At 62.7% G+C, this 19,709-nt stretch carries 17 protein-coding genes and 1 tRNA gene; 3 read left to right on the forward strand and 15 right to left on the reverse strand.

Translation table 11 applies throughout. The features are described 5' to 3' along the window. Positions 1 to 69: 69 nt before the first annotated feature. On the forward strand, positions 70 to 1,503 hold the full coding sequence (locus TQ98_RS20595) for a M48 family metalloprotease (RefSeq protein ID WP_044871466.1): 1,434 nt from the start codon (positions 70 to 72) through the stop codon (positions 1,501 to 1,503). A 109-nt stretch (positions 1,504 to 1,612) separates the two neighbouring features. On the opposite strand, the gene nadA is transcribed toward TQ98_RS20595, so the two are convergent. The 4 genes from nadA to TQ98_RS20615 all read right to left on the reverse strand — a co-directional run bounded on the left by nadA (position 1,613) and on the right by TQ98_RS20615 (position 5,507). Beyond that, the gene (gene nadA / locus TQ98_RS20600; RefSeq protein ID WP_103103030.1) at positions 1,613 to 2,671 is read right to left on the reverse strand and encodes a quinolinate synthase NadA; all 1,059 of its coding nucleotides are present in this window, start codon (positions 2,669 to 2,671) and stop codon (positions 1,613 to 1,615) included. A gap of 537 nt (positions 2,672 to 3,208) precedes the next feature. Further along, a complete protein-coding gene (locus tag TQ98_RS20605) occupies positions 3,209 to 3,502 on the reverse strand; it encodes a hypothetical protein (RefSeq protein ID WP_044871469.1) in 294 nt (97 codons plus the stop codon). Between the two features lie 54 nt (positions 3,503 to 3,556). Continuing rightward, positions 3,557 to 4,564, reverse strand: a complete 1,008-nt coding sequence (locus TQ98_RS20610) for a hypothetical protein (RefSeq protein ID WP_044871470.1) — start codon at positions 4,562 to 4,564, stop codon at positions 3,557 to 3,559. A 331-nt stretch (positions 4,565 to 4,895) separates the two neighbouring features. Further along, entirely contained in the window at positions 4,896 to 5,507 is a 612-nt protein-coding gene (locus TQ98_RS20615; RefSeq protein ID WP_242443168.1) for a response regulator transcription factor, read from the reverse strand. A 323-nt stretch (positions 5,508 to 5,830) separates the two neighbouring features. Between TQ98_RS20615 and TQ98_RS20620 the strand changes: the two genes are divergently transcribed. Continuing rightward, the gene (locus TQ98_RS20620; RefSeq protein WP_044871472.1) at positions 5,831 to 10,123 is read left to right on the forward strand and encodes a response regulator; all 4,293 of its coding nucleotides are present in this window, start codon (positions 5,831 to 5,833) and stop codon (positions 10,121 to 10,123) included. 58 nt (positions 10,124 to 10,181) lie between these two features. After that, positions 10,182 to 11,327 (forward strand): response regulator, encoded by a 1,146-nt coding sequence (locus TQ98_RS20625; protein ID WP_044871473.1) that lies wholly within the window; start codon positions 10,182 to 10,184, stop codon positions 11,325 to 11,327. A gap of 399 nt (positions 11,328 to 11,726) precedes the next feature. Here the strand turns inward: TQ98_RS20625 and TQ98_RS28325 are convergent, their stop codons facing one another. The 11 genes from TQ98_RS28325 to ybgC form a co-directional block, all read right to left on the reverse strand. Next, positions 11,727 to 11,891, reverse strand: a complete 165-nt coding sequence (locus TQ98_RS28325) for a hypothetical protein (RefSeq protein ID WP_158249368.1) — start codon at positions 11,889 to 11,891, stop codon at positions 11,727 to 11,729. 747 nt (positions 11,892 to 12,638) lie between these two features. Beyond that, a tRNA-Lys gene (locus tag TQ98_RS20635) sits at positions 12,639 to 12,714 on the reverse strand. 58 nt (positions 12,715 to 12,772) lie between these two features. Continuing rightward, a complete protein-coding gene (queC, locus tag TQ98_RS20640) occupies positions 12,773 to 13,447 on the reverse strand; it encodes a 7-cyano-7-deazaguanine synthase QueC (protein WP_044871475.1) in 675 nt (224 codons plus the stop codon). Positions 13,448 to 13,517: 70 nt separating this feature from the next. Then, a complete protein-coding gene (gene queE / locus TQ98_RS20645) occupies positions 13,518 to 14,165 on the reverse strand; it encodes a 7-carboxy-7-deazaguanine synthase QueE (protein WP_044871496.1) in 648 nt (215 codons plus the stop codon). A 126-nt stretch (positions 14,166 to 14,291) separates the two neighbouring features. After that, on the reverse strand, positions 14,292 to 15,116 hold the full coding sequence (gene ybgF / locus TQ98_RS20650) for a tol-pal system protein YbgF (RefSeq protein ID WP_044871476.1): 825 nt from the start codon (positions 15,114 to 15,116) through the stop codon (positions 14,292 to 14,294). 6 nt (positions 15,117 to 15,122) lie between these two features. Further along, positions 15,123 to 15,620, reverse strand: a complete 498-nt coding sequence (gene pal, locus TQ98_RS20655; protein WP_044871477.1) for a peptidoglycan-associated lipoprotein Pal — start codon at positions 15,618 to 15,620, stop codon at positions 15,123 to 15,125. A gap of 57 nt (positions 15,621 to 15,677) precedes the next feature. Further along, positions 15,678 to 16,982, reverse strand: coding sequence for a Tol-Pal system beta propeller repeat protein TolB (tolB, locus tag TQ98_RS20660; protein WP_044871478.1), 1,305 nt, complete (start codon positions 16,980 to 16,982; stop codon positions 15,678 to 15,680). Next, positions 16,979 to 17,989 carry a cell envelope integrity protein TolA gene (gene tolA / locus TQ98_RS20665; RefSeq protein ID WP_103103031.1) on the reverse strand — a complete coding sequence of 337 codons (1,011 nt, stop codon included), beginning with the start codon at positions 17,987 to 17,989 and terminating at the stop codon, positions 16,979 to 16,981. Before tolA ends, tolB begins: the two co-directional genes overlap by 4 nt. Beyond that, entirely contained in the window at positions 17,989 to 18,447 is a 459-nt protein-coding gene (tolR, locus tag TQ98_RS20670) for a protein TolR (RefSeq protein WP_044871481.1), read from the reverse strand. The genes tolA and tolR overlap by 1 nt, the downstream gene beginning before the upstream one ends. 34 nt (positions 18,448 to 18,481) lie before the next feature. Then, positions 18,482 to 19,177 carry a protein TolQ gene (tolQ, locus tag TQ98_RS20675; protein WP_044871482.1) on the reverse strand — a complete coding sequence of 232 codons (696 nt, stop codon included), beginning with the start codon at positions 19,175 to 19,177 and terminating at the stop codon, positions 18,482 to 18,484. A 2-nt stretch (positions 19,178 to 19,179) separates the two neighbouring features. Continuing rightward, on the reverse strand, positions 19,180 to 19,626 hold the full coding sequence (gene ybgC / locus TQ98_RS20680) for a tol-pal system-associated acyl-CoA thioesterase (RefSeq protein ID WP_044871483.1): 447 nt from the start codon (positions 19,624 to 19,626) through the stop codon (positions 19,180 to 19,182). Between the last annotated feature and the right edge of the window lie 83 nt (positions 19,627 to 19,709).

Genomic DNA, 19,709 nt, shown 5'->3' on the forward strand with positions numbered 1-19,709 from the left:
AGAGCGTCGCTTTCCAGTTGGCCGGCATGGAAGCTACAGTTAGGCCTTTGCCGCCAACGAGCCCAGTGCATGACCTTTCTGCGCCCCACTCTGCTGACGCTTGCCTGCCTTCTCGCTACCCCCGTCATGGCTGACGATCTGCCTGCCCTGGGGGACTCCAGTTCTTCCATCGTTTCCCCGGAACAGGAACATCAGCTCGGTCGCGCCTGGCTGGGTCTGCTGCGCGCCCAGGTGCCGCAACTGAACGACCCGCAGCTCAAGGACTATGTCGAGACCAGCGTCTACCGACTGGCTGAGACCAGCCAGTTGCAGGACCGCCGCCTGGAGTTCGTGCTGCTCAACAGCCCGCAGCTCAACGCCTTCGCCGCCCCCGGCGGGATCATCGGCGTCAACGGCGGTCTGTTCCTCTACGCCCCCACCGAGGCCGAATACGCCTCGGTACTGGCCCACGAACTGGCGCACTTGTCGCAACGCCACTTCGCCCGTGGCGTCGAGGCCCAGCAGCGCATGCAGGTTCCGGTGATGGCCGCGATGCTCGCCGGCATTGTCGCCGCCGCCGCAGGCGCCGGTGATGCCGGCATCGCGGCGATCATGGGCACCCAGGCCGCGGCCATCCAGGAACAGCGCCGCTTCTCACGGCAGAACGAACAGGAAGCCGACCGCATCGGTCTGCTCAACCTGGAAAAGGCCGGCTATGACCCGCGCGCCATGCCCCGCATGTTCGAGCGCCTGATGCGTCAGTACCGCTATGACGCCAAGCCGCCGGAATTCCTCCTCACCCACCCGGTGACTGAAAACCGCATCGCCGACACCCGCAACCGCGCGGAACAACTGCCCCCCGGCGGCGTCGAGAACAGCCTGCGCTACCAGTTGATGCGCGCCCGCGTGCAGCTGATGTTCGAGGAAACCCCAGGCATCGCCACCAAGCGTTTCCGCGCCCTGCTTGAGGAAGACCCGAAGCAGGATGCGGCCCGCTACGGCCTGGTCATCGCGCTGACCAAGGGCGGCCAGCTCAACCAGGCGCGTGAGAACCTGGCGCCCCTGCTGGCCAAGGCGCCCAACGAGATCGTCTACAACCTGGCCCAGGTGGACCTGGACATCACCGCCAACCGCCTGGCCGAGGCCCAGCAGCGCGTCGACCGGATGCTCAGCCTGTACCCCAACAATTACCCGCTGAAGCAGATGCGCAGCGACCTGCTGGTGAAGCAGAACAAGCCCAAGGACGCCGAGAAAGCCCTCGACGACCTGCTCAAGAGCCGCCCTGCCGACCCGGATGTCTGGTACGAGGTGGCCGAGGTACGCGGCCTGGCCGGCAACACCATCGGCCTGCACCAGGCCCGCGCCGAGTACTTTGCGTTGGTGGGCGACTTCGACCAGGCCCTTGAGCAGTTGGACTTCGCCAAGCGCCGTGCCGGTAGCAACTTCCCCCTGGCCGCACGCATCGACGCCCGCCAGCAGGAGCTGATGGAACAGCAGCGGATGGTCAAGCAGATGATGCGCTGATCGCGCCTCGCCGCAGTGGTGGGCCGAAGCGGAACGCTGACCGCCCCACCCTGCTGGGGGACGGAAACAAAAAAGCCCGGACAGGTCCGGGCTTTTTTCTGGGCGGGGATCAGGCGTTGCCGGCCTGCTTCAGACGCGCCGCTTGAGTGAAATCGAGCATGCGCTTGAGCGGTTTGACCGCCCGCGGAACCAGCGCCGGATCGACGAAAATCTCGTTGGTGCCTTCACGCAGGGCCTGCAGGGTGCGCTCCAGGGTGTTCATGGCCATCCACGGGCAGTGGGCGCAGCTGCGGCAAGCGGCGCCGTTGCCGGCGGTGGGCGCTTCGATGAACTGCTTGTCCGGGCATAGCTGCTGCATCTTGTAGAAGATGCCGCGGTCGGTGGCGACGATGAACATCTTGTTCGGCAGGGTCTGCGCAGCCTTGATCAGCTGGCTGGTGGAACCCACGGCATCGGCCAGTTCGATCACCGCTTCGGGCGATTCCGGGTGAACCAGCACGGCGGCGTCCGGATAGAGCGCCTTCATGTCTTGCAGCTGCTTGGCCTTGAACTCTTCGTGGACGATGCAGGCACCGTCCCAGAGCAGCATGTCGGCACCGGTTTCACGCTGGATGTAGCGGCCCAGATGCTGGTCCGGTGCCCAGATGATCTTCTCGCCGTTGTCCATCAGGCTCTCGACGATTTCCAGGGCGCAGCTGGAGGTCACCACCCAGTCGGCACGGGCTTTCACGGCAGCCGAGGTGTTGGCGTAGACGACCACGGTGCGCTCCGGATGCTGGTCGCAGAACGCCGAGAACTCGTCCACGGGGCAGCCCAGGTCGAGAGAGCAGGTGGCTTCCAGGGTGGGCATCAGAACGCGTTTTTCCGGATTGAGGATCTTCGCGGTCTCGCCCATGAACTTCACGCCGGCGACCACCACGGTCTGAGCCGAGTGCTGGTTGCCGAAACGGGCCATTTCCAGGGAGTCGGAGACGCAGCCGCCGGTTTCCTCGGCCAGCGCCTGGATCACCGGGTCGCAGTAGTAATGAGCCACCAGAACCGCGTCTCTCGCCTTCAGCTCGGCGGCGATGGCGGCACGGTAGTGCGCCTCCTCCTCGGCCGTCAGCTGCTTGGGCTGTTTGGCAGCAAGGTGGGCCTGGACCAGAAAGCGTTCGGAAAGCTGTGTCATAGGGCTGGAACCTGCGAGCGCGGTGGCGCGGAGTCAATTATACACCCGCCCCCTGGAGCCAAGGCGCCATGGGGGTTAGGGGCGCGGATGATATCGCAGATTTGGCGGCTCCGGGACCACCGTGGCAATCCCCGTTTGTCCCTTTCCCGTTAAACATTTCTCCTTCGCATTTCAGTCTTCAGGACTTACGAATTCCGGACACAAAAAGGTTCATCGCGGATTTTCGGGGGGGGGGGTCGTAGGATGGGTAGAGCGGAGCGAAACCCATGCTGTCGGCGCGGTGTCGATGGGTTTCGCAGGCTCGCGGAGCGCCGCCCGGCCATCCTACTTGAGCGCCTGAGCCGCCAGCGGGCGCATAAAAAAGCCCGCCTCGAAAGGCGGGCCCGGACCAGTAGTGCCTGTATGACTCCCTCTACGAACCCCGGTGCGCCCCGCACCGATACAGCCCTACAGACACGCTAAAGTCCCAACATCAGCACCAACTTGTGATTCGGCCAAACCGTGGTTGCCTGAGCGTGACCGAATTGAAAAACAGATCTATCGCTTCCCCTTCATGCAGAGCATGGCCAGGTAACCACCCCAGAGCACGCTTGCCAGAGCGACCAGCTCGTTGAAGTCAAAATCGCTTCGGTTTAGCAGCACCTGGGAAGTCTCGACAGACAAGCAGAACGCGCCCGCCGCCAGAGCAAGCAAGTACGCGCCCTTGGTTCTGGTCCGACGCAACATGAGCACCTTGCTCATGCCGTCGGCTTTCCACTCCCGAAGGGGGATGCACTGGACTTCCTCCAACAGCACCAAACCCCACAGCAAGGCACACAGCCAGTAACCCATTGTTCACCCTCCTGCTTGCTCGTTCTCGTTCGCTCGACATGATTGCCGCACCCGTCAGGGCGAGACGCCCGGTACAAACCCGTCCCTGGTCGTGAGTCGTCTCACTGACGCGCATGGCTGCGTCGGCGAAGACGAACTCAACACGTTCAGCGACGGCGCATCCACACCGTCGACCGGCAACTCAAGCCGGACCCGCTCGGTCTCGACACCCGTGACAGCGTCCCGCCGCACCAGCTCCCGGGTGTCGAAGTCGTATTCCCAGTGACCGGGCTCGTTCCATTTCTGCAGGAAGTAGCTATAGAAGGGTACGAACAGTCCCTGAGTCGGGTCGGCGTGATGGAGCCCGAAGACGTACTCGGTCTGATCCTTTATCTCGCGGCCGCTCTGGCAGTGCTGGACCCAGACCCGGTCATCCAGGACCACCACCTTCCAGAAAGGGTCTTCGTCATAGAACTTCAGCGACACCTTCTTGCCGCGCGTGCGGCAGCGGTCGAGGAACTCGATGCTGGCCGAGAGTTCCTCTCGATAGCTGGAGGCCGTGCACTCCACGGGGAGCGTCGCCAGCCGCCTGCGCGCCGCCTCGCTGCAGGGGTTGAGCAGCATGACGCGGACTTCGTAGGCATTGTTGAAGACGTCCCGTAACAGGCTTTCCGGCGAGGTCAGCGTCTCGTAGCCGGTGAGCGACAGGACGGACGCATCACGGGCCGCTGGCAATGAGCGCTTCAGGTTGCGCTCCTGCAGCTTGGTCAGCCAGCTCCTTTGGGTCTGCGGACTCCTGGCGAACAACAATGAAGCTACCTTGGCGCTCGCGATGCGGTAGCGGCTGTCCCAGACACACTTGCCCAGGGTGAGCAGCAGCATCAGTGCCGAAGCCAGGCCGATTTCCGAGGCGAGTAACAGGTTGGAGTCCAGCTCCACCCGCGGCCACCACTCGAAGAGGATGAACCGTGCGATATCCGGCGCGGTGAAGGCGATGCCGACCGCGAGAAGGGTAATGCAACCGTGCGACATGACGTGTCGAAGCACGGTAATGAATTCGTGTTCTTTGATGACGGGTTCCATGATGCGTTTTCCTCACTTTGAAAGGTTTCTCGTGGCGATGACGCTGCCGGGACCGACAGGACGGCTGTCGATTCGGCCCATGGATCTTGTTTGGCGGCTCGATTTCCCGGTCTCGGGAAAAGGTTGTTCGCTGGTGGCTTGCAGGTTCCGCCTCCGTTCGACAGGTCGTTGTGAACGGATTTACGGACGAATCTCCCTTCTCCAGAAGCGTGTCCAGCAGTGGAAGTAACTATGCGGAATCGAGACAAGCGCAGGTATCGTCGTTTGCGCGCACCTGTTGTCGTGTAATCGGCCAGTGCTGTGTAGGGGTTCGACTACAAGGAGATGGCGTTCAGTTCAGGAGGTCGTTTTCGAGGGCGTAGCGCGCCAGCTTGGCATTGCTGTCCATGCCGGTCTTTTCCAGGATGCGCGCACGGTAGGTAGTGACGGTACTGGGGCTGAGATGCAGGAGTTCGGCGATGTGGATGATCCGCGCACCCGAGGCGAGCAGCTTGAGCACTTCCAGCTCCCGGTCCGAGAGCGATTCGTGGGGCGCCCCGCCACCGCTCCCAATGGCATTCACCAGCTGTTCGGCCAGTTCCGGGGTGACGTGCTTGCCGCCCTGGGCCGCCTTGCGCACCGCATCGATCAGCGTGGAGACGGAAATGTCCTTGGTCAGATAGCCCGCCGCACCTTGTTTGATGGCGCGCACGGCATAGGCCTCGATGGAGTGCATGCTCAGCATCAGCACCGCCATTGCGGGCTTCTGGGTCCGCATCATCCTGAGGAGGTGGAGGCCGCTCTTGTCGGGCAAGCTGATATCCACCAGGGCCACATCGAACTCCTGGTCCTGAAGGAGGCGAATCGCGTCCTCTGCTGTTCCCGCCTCACCCGCGACTTCCATCTCGTCGGCAGTTTCCAACATGCGCCGTACCCCATTGCGCACGATGTTGTGGTCATCCACCAACAAGATCCTGATTTTTCGGTCAGCCATGGAACGCCTCGAAGCGGGCCCTGCCCTCCACATAACGCATTGCAGACAAGATTTAACAGTATGCCTGCGACCAGTACCCGGCAAGTCGTGGAAACACGCTGGGGGACTGATGGTATGGACGGCCTACCCGGCAGCTATAGTTTCAGGGTGCGAGCACGGGTAATACCGGGTGTGCGGCAGTGCCGCCGGGACTTGTGCACGCTCTAGTCCGGGGCAGCTCCATTCCTGGCGCATGGGTTTTAGCCGACGCAAACGCTCCGGGAAGAGGATTTCTCAACCTTGCGGGGCGGACCATGACTACTGCGAGGCTACCCGAACAACTGGACCTGGCGACCCTGCTCGCGACCCTGAAGGCATTCCGCAAGGGCGACTTCACCGCTCGCATGCCGGAAGACTGGACAGGCACGCCGGGCAAGATCGCCGACACCCTCAACGACATCATCGACATGGCGGCCGACACCGTCAGCGAGCTCGAACGCGTGGCACGGCTGGTGGGCAAGCAGGGCAAGGTCCATGAGCGCGTTGGGCTGCCGATGCTCCGAGGCTCTTGGCGCACCATCGCCAACTCGAGCAATGCGCTCATGGATGATCTCGTCAGCCCCATGAGCGAAATGATTCGCGTGATTGGCTCGGTCGCCGAAGGCGATCTGCTCCAGCAGATGCCGACCGAGTTCGACGGCCTGAAACTGAAGGGGCAGTTCCTGCGCTCGGCCGACACTGTGAACACCATGGTGATGCGCCTTGGCGCGTTCACCGCCGAGGTGACCCGCGTGGCGCGCGAAGTGGGCACTGAAGGGATCCTCGGCGGTCAGGCACAGGTACCCGGCGTATCCGGTACCTGGAAGGACCTGACCGACTCGGTCAACAGCATGGCCGCCAACCTCACCAACCAGGTCCGCAATATCGCTGAAGTCACCACCGCTGTGGCGCGCGGCGACCTGGGCAAGAAGATCACGGTAGAAGCCAAGGGCGAGATCCTCGAGCTGAAGAACACCGTGAACACCATGATCGAACAGCTTTCGAACTTCGCCGACGAGGTGACCCGGGTGGCTCGCGAGGTGGGCACCGACGGCAAGCTGGGGGGCCAGGCCACGGTGACCGGTGTCGGCGGTACCTGGAAGGCCCTGACCGACTCGGTGAACAGCATGGCCGCCAACCTCACCAACCAGGTGCGCAACATCGCGGACGTCACCACGGCCGTGGCCAAGGGCGACCTCGGGCGCAAGATCACGGTGGAAGCCAAGGGCGAGATCGTCGAGCTGAAGAACACCATCAACACCATGGTGGACCAGCTGAACAGCTTCGCCGCCGAGGTGACGCGGGTGGCCCGCGAAGTGGGCAGCGAGGGCAAGCTCGGCGGCCAGGCCCAGGTGGAGGGTGTGTCCGGAACCTGGAAGGACCTGACCCAGAACGTGAACTTCATGGCGGGCAACCTCACCAACCAGGTGCGTGGTATTGCCAAGGTGGTGACCGCCGTCGCCAACGGCGACATGAAGAAAAGACTCACGCTGGAGGCCAAAGGCGAGATCGCCGAGCTGGCCGACACCATCAACGACATGACCGACACCCTGGCGCTGTTCTCCGAACAGGTCACCTCGGTGGCGCGGGAAGTGGGCGTCGAGGGCAAGCTGGGCGGCCAGGCCAATGTGCCGGGCGCTGCCGGTACCTGGCGCGACCTCACCGACAACGTGAATGGCCTCGCGGCCAACCTGACCAGCCAGGTGCGGGCAATCGCCGAGGTGGCCACTGCAGTGACCAAGGGCGACCTGACCCGAGAAGTCCTGGTGGAAGCCAAAGGCGAAGTGGCGGAGCTGAAGGACAACGTCAACGAGATGATCCGCAACCTGCGCGAAACCACGCGGCAGAACGCGGATCAGGTCTGGTTGAAAGCCAACCTTGCGAAGTTCACCCGCCTGCTCCAGGGCCAACGTGACTTGTACGCCGTCGGCAGGCTGGTGCTTTCCGAACTGGCACCGCTGATCGAGGCCCAGCACGGCGTGTTCTACATGATGATCGAGAACCCGCTCGAAGCCCCGAAGCTGAAGCTGCTGTCCACCTATGCGTTCAAGGAGAACATCAACGTCAACGATGAATGGCGCCTGGGCGAAGGGCTGGTGGGGCAATGCGCCTATGAGAAACGGCGCATCCTGCTGACCGACGTTCCCAGCAGCTACGTCGCCATTTCCTCGGGCCTGGGGGCGGCCGCGCCGCTGAACATCATCGTGTTGCCCATCCTCTTCGAGGACAAGGTGAAGGCGGTGGTCGAAATCGCCTCGCTGACGGCGTTCAGCACGATCCACCAGAACTTTCTCGACCAGCTCGCCGAGTCCATCGGCATCGTGCTCCACACCATCGAGGCCAACTTGCGCACCGAGGAGCTGCTCGCCCAGTCGCAGTCCCTGGCCGAAGAGCTGCGCAGCCAGCAGGAAGAACTGAAGCAGACCAACGAAGAACTGGAGCACAAGGCCCGACTGCTGGAAGAGCAGAAGGCCGAAGTCGAACGCAAGAATCGGGAGGTGGAGATCACCAAGCTGTCCTTGGAAGAGAAGGCGGAGCAGTTGATGCAGACGTCCAAGTACAAGTCCGAATTCCTCTCCAGCATGTCCCACGAGCTACGGACCCCGCTGAACAGCCTGCTGATCCTGGCCCAGCAGTTGAGCGACAACGCGGAAATGAACCTCACGCCCAAGCAGGTCGAATACGCCCGGACCATCCACGGTGCCGGCAAGGACCTGCTGGAGCTGATCGACGAAATCCTCTATCTGTCCAAGATCGAGTCCGGCACCGTCAGCCTGGATCTCAACGACACCCAGCTTTCCGACCTGCACGACCAGATCGAACGCACCTTCCGCCCCGTTGCCGAGAGCCGTGGGCTCAACTTCACCATCCAGCTGGCGCGGACCTTGCCACCCACCATGTGGACGGACGGCAAACGCCTCCTGCAGGTGGTCAAGAATCTGCTGTCCAACGCCTTCAAGTTCACCGAGAAAGGGGGCGTGAAGATCGCCATCGCTCCCGCCGCTTCGGGTTGGAGCGCGAACCACGCCACGCTCAATCGCGCCAGTTCGGTGGTGAGCTTTGTAGTGACCGACTCTGGCATCGGTATTTCCGCCGAGAAGCAAAACCTCATCTTCGAGGCGTTCCAGCAGGCCGACACGGGCACCTCGCGGAAGTACGGCGGCACCGGCCTCGGCCTCTCCATCAGCAGCGAACTCGCGCGCCTGCTGGGAGGCGAGCTGCGGCTGCTCAGCAGCGAGCTCGGCAAAGGCAGCAGCTTCGCCCTGTTCGTACCGGTTCGGGCCAGCGACATCAGCCACCCGGCCCCCGAAGAACCGGCGACGGAAATAGAGGCCGACCAGCCACAGTCCCAGCCCGAGCAGGTGGTCGACGACCGTGACAGCGTGCAACCCGGAGACCGGGTGCTGCTGGCGGTTGGGGCGGACACCCGCCTCTCCGCCACCTGGCTTGCCACTGCGCGGCAGCAAGGGCTCAAATGCATCGTCAGCCCCCGTGGCAGGGAGGCGCTGGAACTGACCAAACGCTTCGCGCCCGTCGCCATCACCCTTGACCTCGACGTACCGGACATCGACGGGTGGCTGGTGCTCGAGCAGATCAAGCTGGACCTGGCCACGCGGCACATCCCGGTGCAGATCGTCTCGGCCGATGATGATCGTGCCCAGGGACGGCGCCACGGTGCATTCGACCACCTGGCCAAGCCGGTTGCGGCCAATGACGCCAAACAGGCCCTGACCAGCCTGACCAAGCTGGCGCAGCGCAAGACCCCCAACCTGCTGATCGTCGAAAGCGACGAAGGCCAGCGTGCTCGCATCCTGGAACTTCTCGGCGACGGGAACATCCACCTGGAAGCGGTCGCGAGTGGCACCGACGCCCTGAAACGGCTGGGCAAGAAGCGCTTCGACTGCCTGGTGATCAATCTGAAGCGTCCTGGCGGCTCCGAGATCGATTTCCTCGAAGCGCTGCTGGAGAACAGCGCCACCCGCGACCTGCCGCTCATCGTTTTCGGCTCGGAAGCGCTGCCCAAGCCAGACAGGCAAAAGCTCAGGACCCTGCTGGGCAAGGGCGTGATCAAGGAGGTCCGCTCCCTGGAGCGCATGCTGGATGAAACGACGTTGTACCTGCACCGCGACGCTTCAAAGATGCCGGAGGCCCAGCGCAAGGTACTCGAGCACCTCCATGAAACGTCGATGAGCCTCGACGGCAGGAAGGCCCTGGTGGTGGACGACGACGTGCGCAACATTTTCGCGCTGACCAGCGTCCTGGAGTCCAATCGGATGCAGGTGACATCGGCGGAAAATGGCCGGACCGCGATCGAACTCCTGCAGCAGCAACCGGACATCGACGTCGTCCTGATGGACATCATGATGCCCGGCATGGATGGCTTCGAAACCATGCGCCAGATTCGCCGGCACAAGAAGTTCGATGCCTTGCCAATGATCGCGTTGACGGCCAAGGCGATGAAGGGCGACCGGGAACGCTGCATCGAGGCGGGTGCATCCGACTACGTCAGCAAGCCGGTGAACGCCGAGCAGTTACTGTCGCTGATACGCAAATGGCTCTATCGCTGACGCGTTGGCGACGGGGCTTGATCGCGCCACAGTGGCACAAGCGAACAGGACGATGAATATGGGGACCGAGCAAAAAGACTCACCGGTTTTCAAGGAGGAAATCCAGCTACACCACCTGGCGCCCCCCGATGGGGTACCAGCCTCGATCCTGTTGGTGGACGACAACCCGGCCAAGCTCGTCGCACTCCGTGCCATGGTTGCCGACATGGGACTGGACGTCACCTCCGCCACCTCGGGGCGCGAAGCCCTGCGCCAGCTGCTGCAACGCGATTTCGCCGCCATCGTGCTGGACGTGAGAATGCCGGACATGGACGGCTTCGAGGCCGCAACCCTGATCCACGGCCGGCCGAAGTCGGCGCACACGCCCATCATCTTCGTCACCGCCGAAGCGAATTCGGACGCCGAGCGGGTCCGCGGATACGGTTCCGGCGCAGTGGACTTCATCCTCTCGCCGATCCTCCCGGACGTGCTGCGCGCCAAAATCCGGCGCTTCGTCGATTTTTTCTACCTGCAACGCAAGCTGACTATTCAGGCCGAAGAATTGCTGCGCTCGAAGCTAACGCTGCGCGAACTGGCCGCCTACCAGGAGCGAGTCAAGGAGGACGAGCGCAAACGGATCGCCCGGGAAGTCCACGACCAGTTGGGGCAGAGCCTCCTGGCGCTGCGGATGGATATCTCCATGCTGCAGGAACGTGCCGACGAACTCCCCCCGGAACTTCGCGAACGGGTCACCGACGCGATGAATCACATCGACACGGCCATGCGGAGCGTGCGCGCCATCATCAACGATCTCCGCCCTCCGGTGCTCGACCTGGGGCTGGTGGCCGCCATCGAGTGGCAGCTGGAAGAATTCCGCCAGCGCACCGGCATCGCCTGCACCCTGCAGGTCCAGGAGGACGATTTCCACAGCGATCAGGACGACAAGCGTGCGACATCACTGTTCCGCATCGTTCAGGAAGCCATGTCCAACATCACCCGACACGCACAGGCGACGCGCGTCCACATCGCGCTCTACAAGGAAGGGAACAGGCTGCACCTGCGGATCGAAGACGATGGCATCGGCATTACCGGCAGGAAGAAGGCAGAGTCGTTTGGGCTGGCCGGCATGAAGGAGCGGGTCAGCATGCTGGGTGGGGATATCACTATCCACAGCGCCCCCGAAAAGGGAACGACACTGGTCATCACCATGCCGCTTGATGCGTGACTGACAGCAGCGCGAAATCCGGAGAACGGCGGGCCGATTTCCAACTCTCACCGCCTGCACACCAAACGCTGATCCATTGATTCGGTTCTGTGAACTCAGGTTTCTCCCGATGCCCTTTTAGCGACCAGCGGGCGGAAGCCGTGTCAAATGATGAACTTTTGCGCACTATCAAAACTCCACCGTTTGGTTGCTTTTTTTGTAGGGAGGGGGACCCAAGCGAACTAAGCAAGATGGAGGCTGATTATGCCTATTAACAAGTGCTTACTTGCTCTGGCCATCGGTGGTGTCCTTTCAGCGTCGACTGTTTTGATACCGGATTACCTTTCACATTCATCAAGTGCCTACGCTATGGACGGTGGCAGCGGCGGCCATGGTGATGGCGGCGGTGGGCACGGCGGCTCAGGCGGAAGTGGCGGCCATGGCGGTGACGGCGGTGACGGCGGTGGACATGGCGGCCACGGCGATGCCGGTCACGGAGGTGACGGCCATGGCGGACCTGGCAACGGTGGCGACGACGGCGAGCATGGCGGCATCGCCGGAAATAACGGTCCAGGCAACGCCCATGACAACGATGCCGATGACAACGACGCCAACGATAACGATGCTGCTGATGCCGCCAGGGACGCGGCCCGAGAGGCCGCTAATGCAGAGCGAGACGCTGCCAGAGAGGCCGCCGATGCAGCCAGAGAGGCTGCCAGGGAAGCCGCTGATGCAGCCCGGGATGCAGCCAAGGCGGCTGGCGACCCGAACGCAGACGCGAACAGAGAAGCTGCCAGACAGGCTGCAGATCTAGCCAGAGATGCTGCCAGAGCGTCCGCGGATGCGGCCAGAGACGCCGCCAAACAAGCGGCGGATGCAGCCAGGGACGCGGCCAAGGCGCCTGACGACGATGCTGCGGATGCTGCCCGAGAGGCTGCCGAAGAGGCTGCAGATGCCGCCCGTGAGGCAGCCGAAGAGGCCGCAGATGCGGCCAGAGAAGCGGCAGAGGATGGTGGAGGCGCCGTAGCGGCCAGCACCGTTCCGACACCTTGATCGCGTCAGATGACGATCACAGAGCCTGAAGGACAAGACTCTGTGATCGCCGGACGGATCCTGTCGCCCGGAGCGATCAGACCCACTGCGGTCGCGTTCCCCAAACGAGGTCGGAGCGCGGCCCTGCCCGATTCTTCGCATCGCGAAAACAAAAAAGCCCACCTGATCAGGTGGGCTTTTTCATGTTTTCGAAGCGGTGTTATGACTCGCTTCTCGCGCTTGCAACCTCTGGAATCCGGCTTTTCAACCGCTTCCCGAACCTTGCACCCGCTGCTTGTATGGTGGGTCGTGTAGGATTCGAACCTACGACCAATTGGTTAAAAGCCAACTGCTCTACCGACTGAGCTAACGACCCAACGCGAGGCGCATGATACTGATTTTATTCAGGAATTCAACACCTCTTTGAAAAAATTTTACTGATAGCGCGTAGGATCATTCACACCGGCTGCAGCAAAGCCCGCTGCACGCAATCTGCAGCTATCGCACTTACCACAGGCGCGGCCGTCATCATCAGCCTGGTAGCAGGACACCGTAAGCCCGTAATCAACGCCATGGCGCATGCCGGCCTGGACGATTTCCGCTTTGCTCAGGTTCTGCAGGGGCGCACGGATGCGGAAGCCCTCCCCTTCTACGCCGGCCTTGGTCGCCAGGTTGGCCATGCGTTCGAAGGCCTCGACGAACTCGGGGCGGCAATCCGGGTAGCCGGAGTAATCCACCGCATTGACGCCGATGAAGATGTCCTGCGCCCCAAGGACTTCGGCCCAGCCGAGCGCCAGAGACAGGAACACCGTGTTGCGGGCCGGGACGTAGGTAACCGGAATCCCCTCGGTGGGGCTTTCGGGTACGTCGATGGAGGTGTCGGTGAGGGCGGAGCCGCCGATTCCATTCAGGTTCAGACCGATCACCTTGTGCTCCACCACGCCCAGTTGGCGGGCCACTCGCTCGGCGGCATTCAGCTCGGCGCGATGGCGCTGGCCATAGTCGAAGCTCATGGTGTAGCAGGCGTAGCCTTCGGCGCGGGCCAAGGCGACCACGGTGGCCGAATCCAGGCCGCCGGACAACAGGATGACCGCTTTCTTTTCGCTCATGGGATATCCCTCGAAATCGGCCCGCCCAGGCGCTGGGCACGGGCAGGCCAGGTGCGCAATCGCGCCGGGGTCAGTGGCCCGGCTCGTCGTTCCAGAGGATCTTGTGCAACTGCAGTTGCAGACGCACGGGCAGGTTGTCGGCCACGATCCAGTCCGCCAGGTCGCGGGCGTTCACTTCCTTATGACTGGGAGAGAACAGCACTTCGCCGGCACGCTGGTCGAGGCGATACTCGATCAGCTTCGAGACCGCCCAGTCATAGTCCTCGCGGGAGCAAATGACGAACTTCACCTGATCGTTGGCCGTCAGGTGGGCGATGTTCTCATAGCGATTGCGACCGACCTCGGCGGAGCCCGGGGTCTTCAGATCGACCACCTTGCTGACACGCGGGTCTACGGCGGACACGTCCAGCGCACCGCTGGTCTCGATGGAGACGTCGTAGCCGGCGTCGCAGAGACGCTGCAGCAGCGGGATGCAATTGGGCTGGGCCAGCGGTTCTCCGCCAGTCACGCAGATGTAGCGCGGCTTGTAGGCGGCGACACGTTCGAGGATGGCGTCGAGCGACATGATCTCGCCGCCGCTGAAGGCGTAGGCGGTGTCGCAGTACTGACAACGCAGGGGGCAGCCGGTCAGGCGCACGAAAACCGTCGGCAGGCCGGCGGTACGTGTTTCCCCCTGCAACGAGTAGAAAATCTCGGTGATTCGCAGGGTTTGATGCATATCAGCCACGGGCGTGACGGCGAAACAGGCCATCCGCCTCCGTTGCGGGAAAGAAGGGTGGAGGCCGGGGATTCTAACGAAAAAACCCGCGACTAGCGCGGGTTTTCTTGATCCTGGGTTCAGGAATCAGGGCAGGCGCTGTAGATCGCGCTGTGCCAGCTGGGCCGCCGAGCTGCCGGGGAACTGGGCAATGACCTGCTGGAGGATGGTCTTGGCCTTGGCGGTGTTGCCCATGCGCTGCTCGACGTCGGCAAGCTTGTACAGGGAGTCCGGTACTTTCGGGTGCTGCGGGTAGGCCTGGCCAACGCGAGCAAAGGCCTGGCTGGCGCCTTGCAGGTCGCCCTTGGCGAGGTTCACTTCACCCAGCCAATACTGCGCGTTGCCGGCGTACTGGCTGTTGGGGTACTTGCGCAGGAAAGCATTGAAGGCCTGGCTGGCCTTGTCGAAGTCCTTCGCCTTGATCAGGTCGAAGGCAGCATCGTAGTAGAGCTTTTCCTTGGCGGGATCGCCCGGTTCGCTGCTGGCAGCCGGTTGCTGCGCGGGTGCGGCCGGGGCGCCGTCGGCGGCAGGTGCACCAGCGGCTGGGGAATTCGGGGCTACCGGTGCGCCAGCAGCGGCACCACCGGAAAGACGGCGATCGAGGTCCTGGTAACGCTCCAGGCTTTCCTGCTTCAGGCGCTGGATTTCGTACTGTTGCTCCTCGACCATGCCGCGCAGGCGAGCAATCTCTTCCTGCATCTGCTGGAGCTGCATGAACAGCTCGCCCTGCGCTGAAACAGGGGCCGCGGGGGCTCCTGTTCCAGCGTAGGCAGCGCCAGTCGTACCGTAACCGGCCGGCGGGTAACTGCCGCCGTAACCGGCGTTGTTATCCACCACGGGAACCTCGGCCAGCGCCACGAACGGCAGGCTGGAGAGGGCCAGGAAAGTCAGAGCACGACTGGATTTGCGCATAGTGAATTACTTGCGCAGTTCGACGCGGCGGTTCTGGGCCCAGGACTGCTCGTCGTTGCCGGTAGCAACCGGACGCTCTTCGCCGTAGGAAACCAGTTCCAGCTGAGCCGGGGAAACGCCCTGCAGAACCAGGTAGCGCTGAACGGCCTTGGCACGACGCTCACCCAGAGCCATGTTGTACTCGCGGGTACCACGCTCGTCGGTGTGGCCTTCCAGGACAACGCGGTTGCCGTTGGCCTTCAGGTCTTTGGCGTGTACGTCCAGAGCGCGCATGGCTTCCGGCTTCAGGTCGGAGCTGTCGTACTCGAAGTAGAAGGTGGTGATAGCGCGCAGAGCGGCTTCTTCGCTCATGCTGCCATCTACACCGCTACCACCGGCGTTGTAGCCAGCGTTCGGGTCAACGGCACCTTCGCCAGTGCCTTCGCCGCCTTTGGACGAGCAACCAACAGCTACGGCCATGGCCAGAGCGAGAGCGGCAAATTTGCCGAATTTCAGCATTTCCATCATGTAACTCCTAATGAACCCCAGGTGTGTTTAGCAAAGGTATTTTTAATGACCGCTTCAGTTCAGGTACGGCGACCAGGAAGGTTCGCGAATGTCGCCCTGAACTGTGGGAATCGGGACTCGTACGCGCCCGTTTGTAGACACGAGCATCAGCACGCCGCCCCCCTGCTGGCGAGTTGCGTAGATTAGCATGGTGCCATTAGGCGCAACAGTGGGCGAGTCGTCCAGGGTGGTGCCGGAGAGGATGCGCGGGGCCGAGCCAGAGCGGGTCAGATCCTGTGCAGCCACCTTGAAGTTGGTGAAGCCGTCCTGACGGTGGATCATCACCAGCATTTTTTCATCGGCCGAGAGCTTCGGGTTGGCGTTGTAGTTGCCCACGAAAGTCACACGCTGCGGCTCACCGCCGCCGATGCCGGTCTTGTAGATCTGCGGCTTGCCGGCACGATCCGAGGTGAAATAGATGGTCTGGCCGTCCGCGCCCCAGAAGGGCTCGGTGTCGATCGCCATGTTGTTGGTCACGCGGCGGATCTGGCGGCTGCCCAGGTCCATCACGTAGATCTCCGGGTTGCCATCGCGAGACAGCACGAACGCCAGGCGGTTGCCGTCCGGCGACCAGGCCGGGGCGCCGTTCAGGCCCTCGAAGTTGGTGATCTGCTCACGGCGGCCGGTGTCGATGTGCTGGACGAAGATGCGCGGGCGCTTCTGCTCGAAGGACACATAGGCGATGCGGCGACCGTCCGGCGCGTAGCGCGGCGACAGGATGGGCTCACGGGACTGCAGCAGGGTCACGGCGCGCTGGCCGTCATAGTCGGAGCGCTGCAGGGTGTAGCGGGTGTTGTTCACCGAGAAGCGTTCGGCGGTCACGTACAGCATACGGGTGGAGAAGGAACCCTTGATGCCGGTGAGCTTCTCGAAAGACTGGTCGGCGATGTAGTGCGCCATGTCACGCAGCTGGTCGGTGGAGCCGCTGACGTTGCCCGCCATGACCTGTTGCTCAGTGGTGACGTTGAACAGGGCGAACTGCACCTGCAGGCGGCCGCCGGCAGGAACGATGCTGCCTACCAGCACGTACTGGGCGCCCAGGGCCTTCCAGTCGCGGTAGATCACTTCGCTGGCCTGGCTCGGCAGGCTGATCATGTTCTGGCGCGGGATCGGCTCGAAATAGCCCGAGTTGCGCAGGTCATTGCCGACCACTTCGGAGATGTCGGTGGGCAGCACGGTGCCGCCCTGCCAGCCAAAGGGCACCACGGCGATCGGGGTCGCCCGGTCGGTACCGCTGGTAATTACCAGCGGGTCGGCGGCCTGGACGGAGCCGACCAGCATGGCCACTCCGAGCAGGACGATACGAATCAGGTTGTTCACAGACTCAAGTCCTCCGGTTTGAAGATGACGCGGCGCTGCCTGTACATCTGGTCAAAGGTCGCGCGGTCAAGTTGTTGCATTTCGGGGATGCGCCCGACGCTGCGGACGGCACTGACGGCCGACTGGTCGAAGGGCGAATCGCCGCTGGAACGGGTCACGCTGGCGTTGGTGATGGTGCCATCCGGCAACATCTCGATCAGCACTTCTACGCTCATGCCATTACGCGCCGATGGCGGACGACGCCATTGTTCGCTGACCAGCTTGATGATCAGGTCATCGAGACTGCCAGCGACCTGGTCACCGACCTCGTCAGCTAGTGTTGCTTCGCGCTCCACGTCGTCAGAAAGCAACTCAGCCAGCGCAGCGGCTTTCTTGTCATCGACGGCCTTGCGCTTGGCTTCCTCTGCCGCTTTCTTCTTCGCGGCGTCGGCGGTGGCTTTCTTCTTGGCCTCTTCCGCAGCCTTCTTCTTGGCTGCCTCGGCCACTGCCTTCTTCTTCGCCTCTTCAGCGGCCTTTTTCTTGGCCTCTTCGGCGGCTTGTTTCTTCGCCTCTTCAGCGGCCTTCTTCTTCGCGATGTCAGCCTGCTTTTTCTCTTCGGCCTTCTTCGCCTCTTCGGCTTTCTTGGCCTCGGCTACCTGCTTGGCTTCCTCGGCCTTCTGCTCGGCTTCGGCCTTTCGAGCGTCGTCAGCTTTCTTTTGTTCCGCCGCCTTGGCCGCCGCTACCTTCTGCTCGTCGGCCTTTTTCTGCTCCAGCTGCTCAGTTTCGAACTGTGGCGCAGCGGTCTTCTTGGCCTCGCCAGCGATCTTCTGATTAGTTTGCTTGGTAGCCTGGCTTTGGGACTTCAGCTGGTAAAGGGTGGCCTGGACGATGGGCCGGGCGGGCGGCAGTTCCGGGGTGAAGGCGAAGCTGACGAACAGCATGCCGAACATCAGGGCGTGCAGGGACACGGCCCAGATGGTCGGCCAGAAGTAGCTTTCCGAGGAGGAGCGTTCGCTCTGCTGTTGCATCAGGGCGCCTCGGTGATCAGCCCGACGTTGGCCACACCGGCCTTCTGCAGGCCGCCCATCACGGCCATTACGGCGCCGTAGTCGACCGATTTGTCGCCGCGGACGAAGACCTGCACGGTCTTACCCTGGCGGCTGTTCTCGGCCATGATGCCGGAGGCCGCCTGAACCAGTGCGTCCAGCGAAACCGAGGTCTCGCTCTTCTTGCTCTGATCGGTGTCGACCTCTTCACCCATGTTCCAGTAGTAGGACTTGTCGGCCTTGATCGAGATGGTCAGGACGCGGGCGTTGTTGTCCTGCGGCAGGGCCTCGCTGGAAACCTTCGGCAGGTCGACCTTGACACCCTGGTTGAGCATGGGTGCGGTGACCATGAAGATCACCAGCAGCACGAGCATGACGTCGATGTAAGGCACGACGTTCATCTCGGCGACCGGTTTGCGTTTGTGGCGAATTCTGGCCATGGCTTGAAACCTTTCCTCTCAGGGTCCCGGCGACTTACTCGTCGCTGGTGTGCACTTTGCGGTGCAGGATGGCCTGGAACTCGTCGGCGAAGGTGTAGTAACGACCGATCAGGGTCTCGCCACGAGCGGAGAAGCGGTTGTAGGCGATAACAGCCGGAATCGCGGCGAACAGGCCAATCGCGGTGGCGATCAGGGCCTCGGCGATGCCGGGGGCCACGGTGGCCAGAGTCGCCTGCTGCACCTGGGCCAGACCACGGAAGGAGTTCATGATGCCCCACACGGTACCGAACAGGCCGATATAAGGGCTGGTGGAACCCACGGTGGCGAGGAAGGGCAGGCTCTGCTCGAGCTTCTCTTCTTCACGGGAAATGGCGACGCGCATGGCACGGGACACACCTTCCATCACGGCATCCGGATCGACACCGGCCTGCTGACGCAGGCGGGAGAATTCCTTGAAGCCGGCGCGGAAGATCTGCTCGACGCCGCAGTCCGGGTCGGGGTTGCTGCCTGCCTGACGGTACAGCTTGGACAGGTCGATACCGGACCAGAAGCGCTCTTCGAAAGTCTCCAGGGACTTCTTGGCGGCACGCAGCAGGTTGCTGCGCTGGAAGATCATGATCCAGGAGGTGACCGAGGCGGCCACCAGGGTCAGCATGACCAGCTGCACCACGATGCTGGCGTTGCTGATCAGGCTCCACATGGAGGTATGGTCGACGACGTTGGCTTCCACGCTTAATCTCCTGCTGGGAATAGACCCGGGTCGGCGGCGAAGGCTTCACGCAGCGCTTCGGGAATCGCCCGGGGTTTCAAACTGTCGGCACGCACACAGGCGACCAGGAACTGCCCTTCGCATAGCAATGCGTCATCGGCGGCTCGTCTCACCTGTTGACGAAAACGCAGGCTGGCACGGTTCAACTCCATGACCTCGGCACTGACATTCAGCTCGTCGTCCAGCTTGGCGGGCGCCACATAGCGCGCCTCGGCTGAATGAACGACGAACAGCAGGTTCTCCCCGACCAGCTCGGACTGGGCAAAGCCCAGGCTCCGCAGACGCTCGGTTCGAGCCCGCTCCATGAACTTGAGGTAATTGACGTAGTAGACGATGCCGCCGGCATCGGTGTCTTCGTAATAGACACGACAACGATGCTGGAATGGCTGGGCCCCATTTTGCGCGCGCATACTCTAGTGCTTACTCCTAAGGTTGCCAATCCGGCCAGGCAACTGTTTTTTCATGAATGCGTCCCTGCCGAGCGCTTCGACCA

This window comes from Pseudomonas sp. LFM046 (assembly GCF_000949385.2).
Classification (GTDB): Bacteria; Pseudomonadota; Gammaproteobacteria; order Pseudomonadales; family Pseudomonadaceae; genus Metapseudomonas.

Coding starts and splice junctions, on each gene's coding strand:
- TQ98_RS20595 (WP_044871466.1), top strand. CDS start 70: ATGACCTTTCTGCGCCCCACTCTGCTGACGCTTGCCTGCCTTCTCGCT.
- ybgF (WP_044871476.1), bottom strand. CDS start 15,116: ATGCGCAAATCCAGTCGTGCTCTGACTTTCCTGGCCCTCTCCAGCCTG.
- TQ98_RS20625 (WP_044871473.1), top strand. CDS start 10,182: ATGGGGACCGAGCAAAAAGACTCACCGGTTTTCAAGGAGGAAATCCAG.
- queE (WP_044871496.1), bottom strand. CDS start 14,165: ATGCATCAAACCCTGCGAATCACCGAGATTTTCTACTCGTTGCAGGGG.
- TQ98_RS20610 (WP_044871470.1), bottom strand. CDS start 4,564: ATGGAACCCGTCATCAAAGAACACGAATTCATTACCGTGCTTCGACAC.
- pal (WP_044871477.1), bottom strand. CDS start 15,620: ATGGAAATGCTGAAATTCGGCAAATTTGCCGCTCTCGCTCTGGCCATG.
- TQ98_RS28325 (WP_158249368.1), bottom strand. CDS start 11,891: ATGGGCGTTGCCTGGACCGTTATTTCCGGCGATGCCGCCATGCTCGCC.
- tolA (WP_103103031.1), bottom strand. CDS start 17,989: ATGCAACAGCAGAGCGAACGCTCCTCCTCGGAAAGCTACTTCTGGCCG.
- ybgC (WP_044871483.1), bottom strand. CDS start 19,626: ATGCGCGCGCAAAATGGGGCCCAGCCATTCCAGCATCGTTGTCGTGTC.
- TQ98_RS20605 (WP_044871469.1), bottom strand. CDS start 3,502: ATGGGTTACTGGCTGTGTGCCTTGCTGTGGGGTTTGGTGCTGTTGGAG.
- TQ98_RS20620 (WP_044871472.1), top strand. CDS start 5,831: ATGACTACTGCGAGGCTACCCGAACAACTGGACCTGGCGACCCTGCTC.
- tolR (WP_044871481.1), bottom strand. CDS start 18,447: ATGGCCAGAATTCGCCACAAACGCAAACCGGTCGCCGAGATGAACGTC.
- queC (WP_044871475.1), bottom strand. CDS start 13,447: ATGAGCGAAAAGAAAGCGGTCATCCTGTTGTCCGGCGGCCTGGATTCG.
- nadA (WP_103103030.1), bottom strand. CDS start 2,671: ATGACACAGCTTTCCGAACGCTTTCTGGTCCAGGCCCACCTTGCTGCC.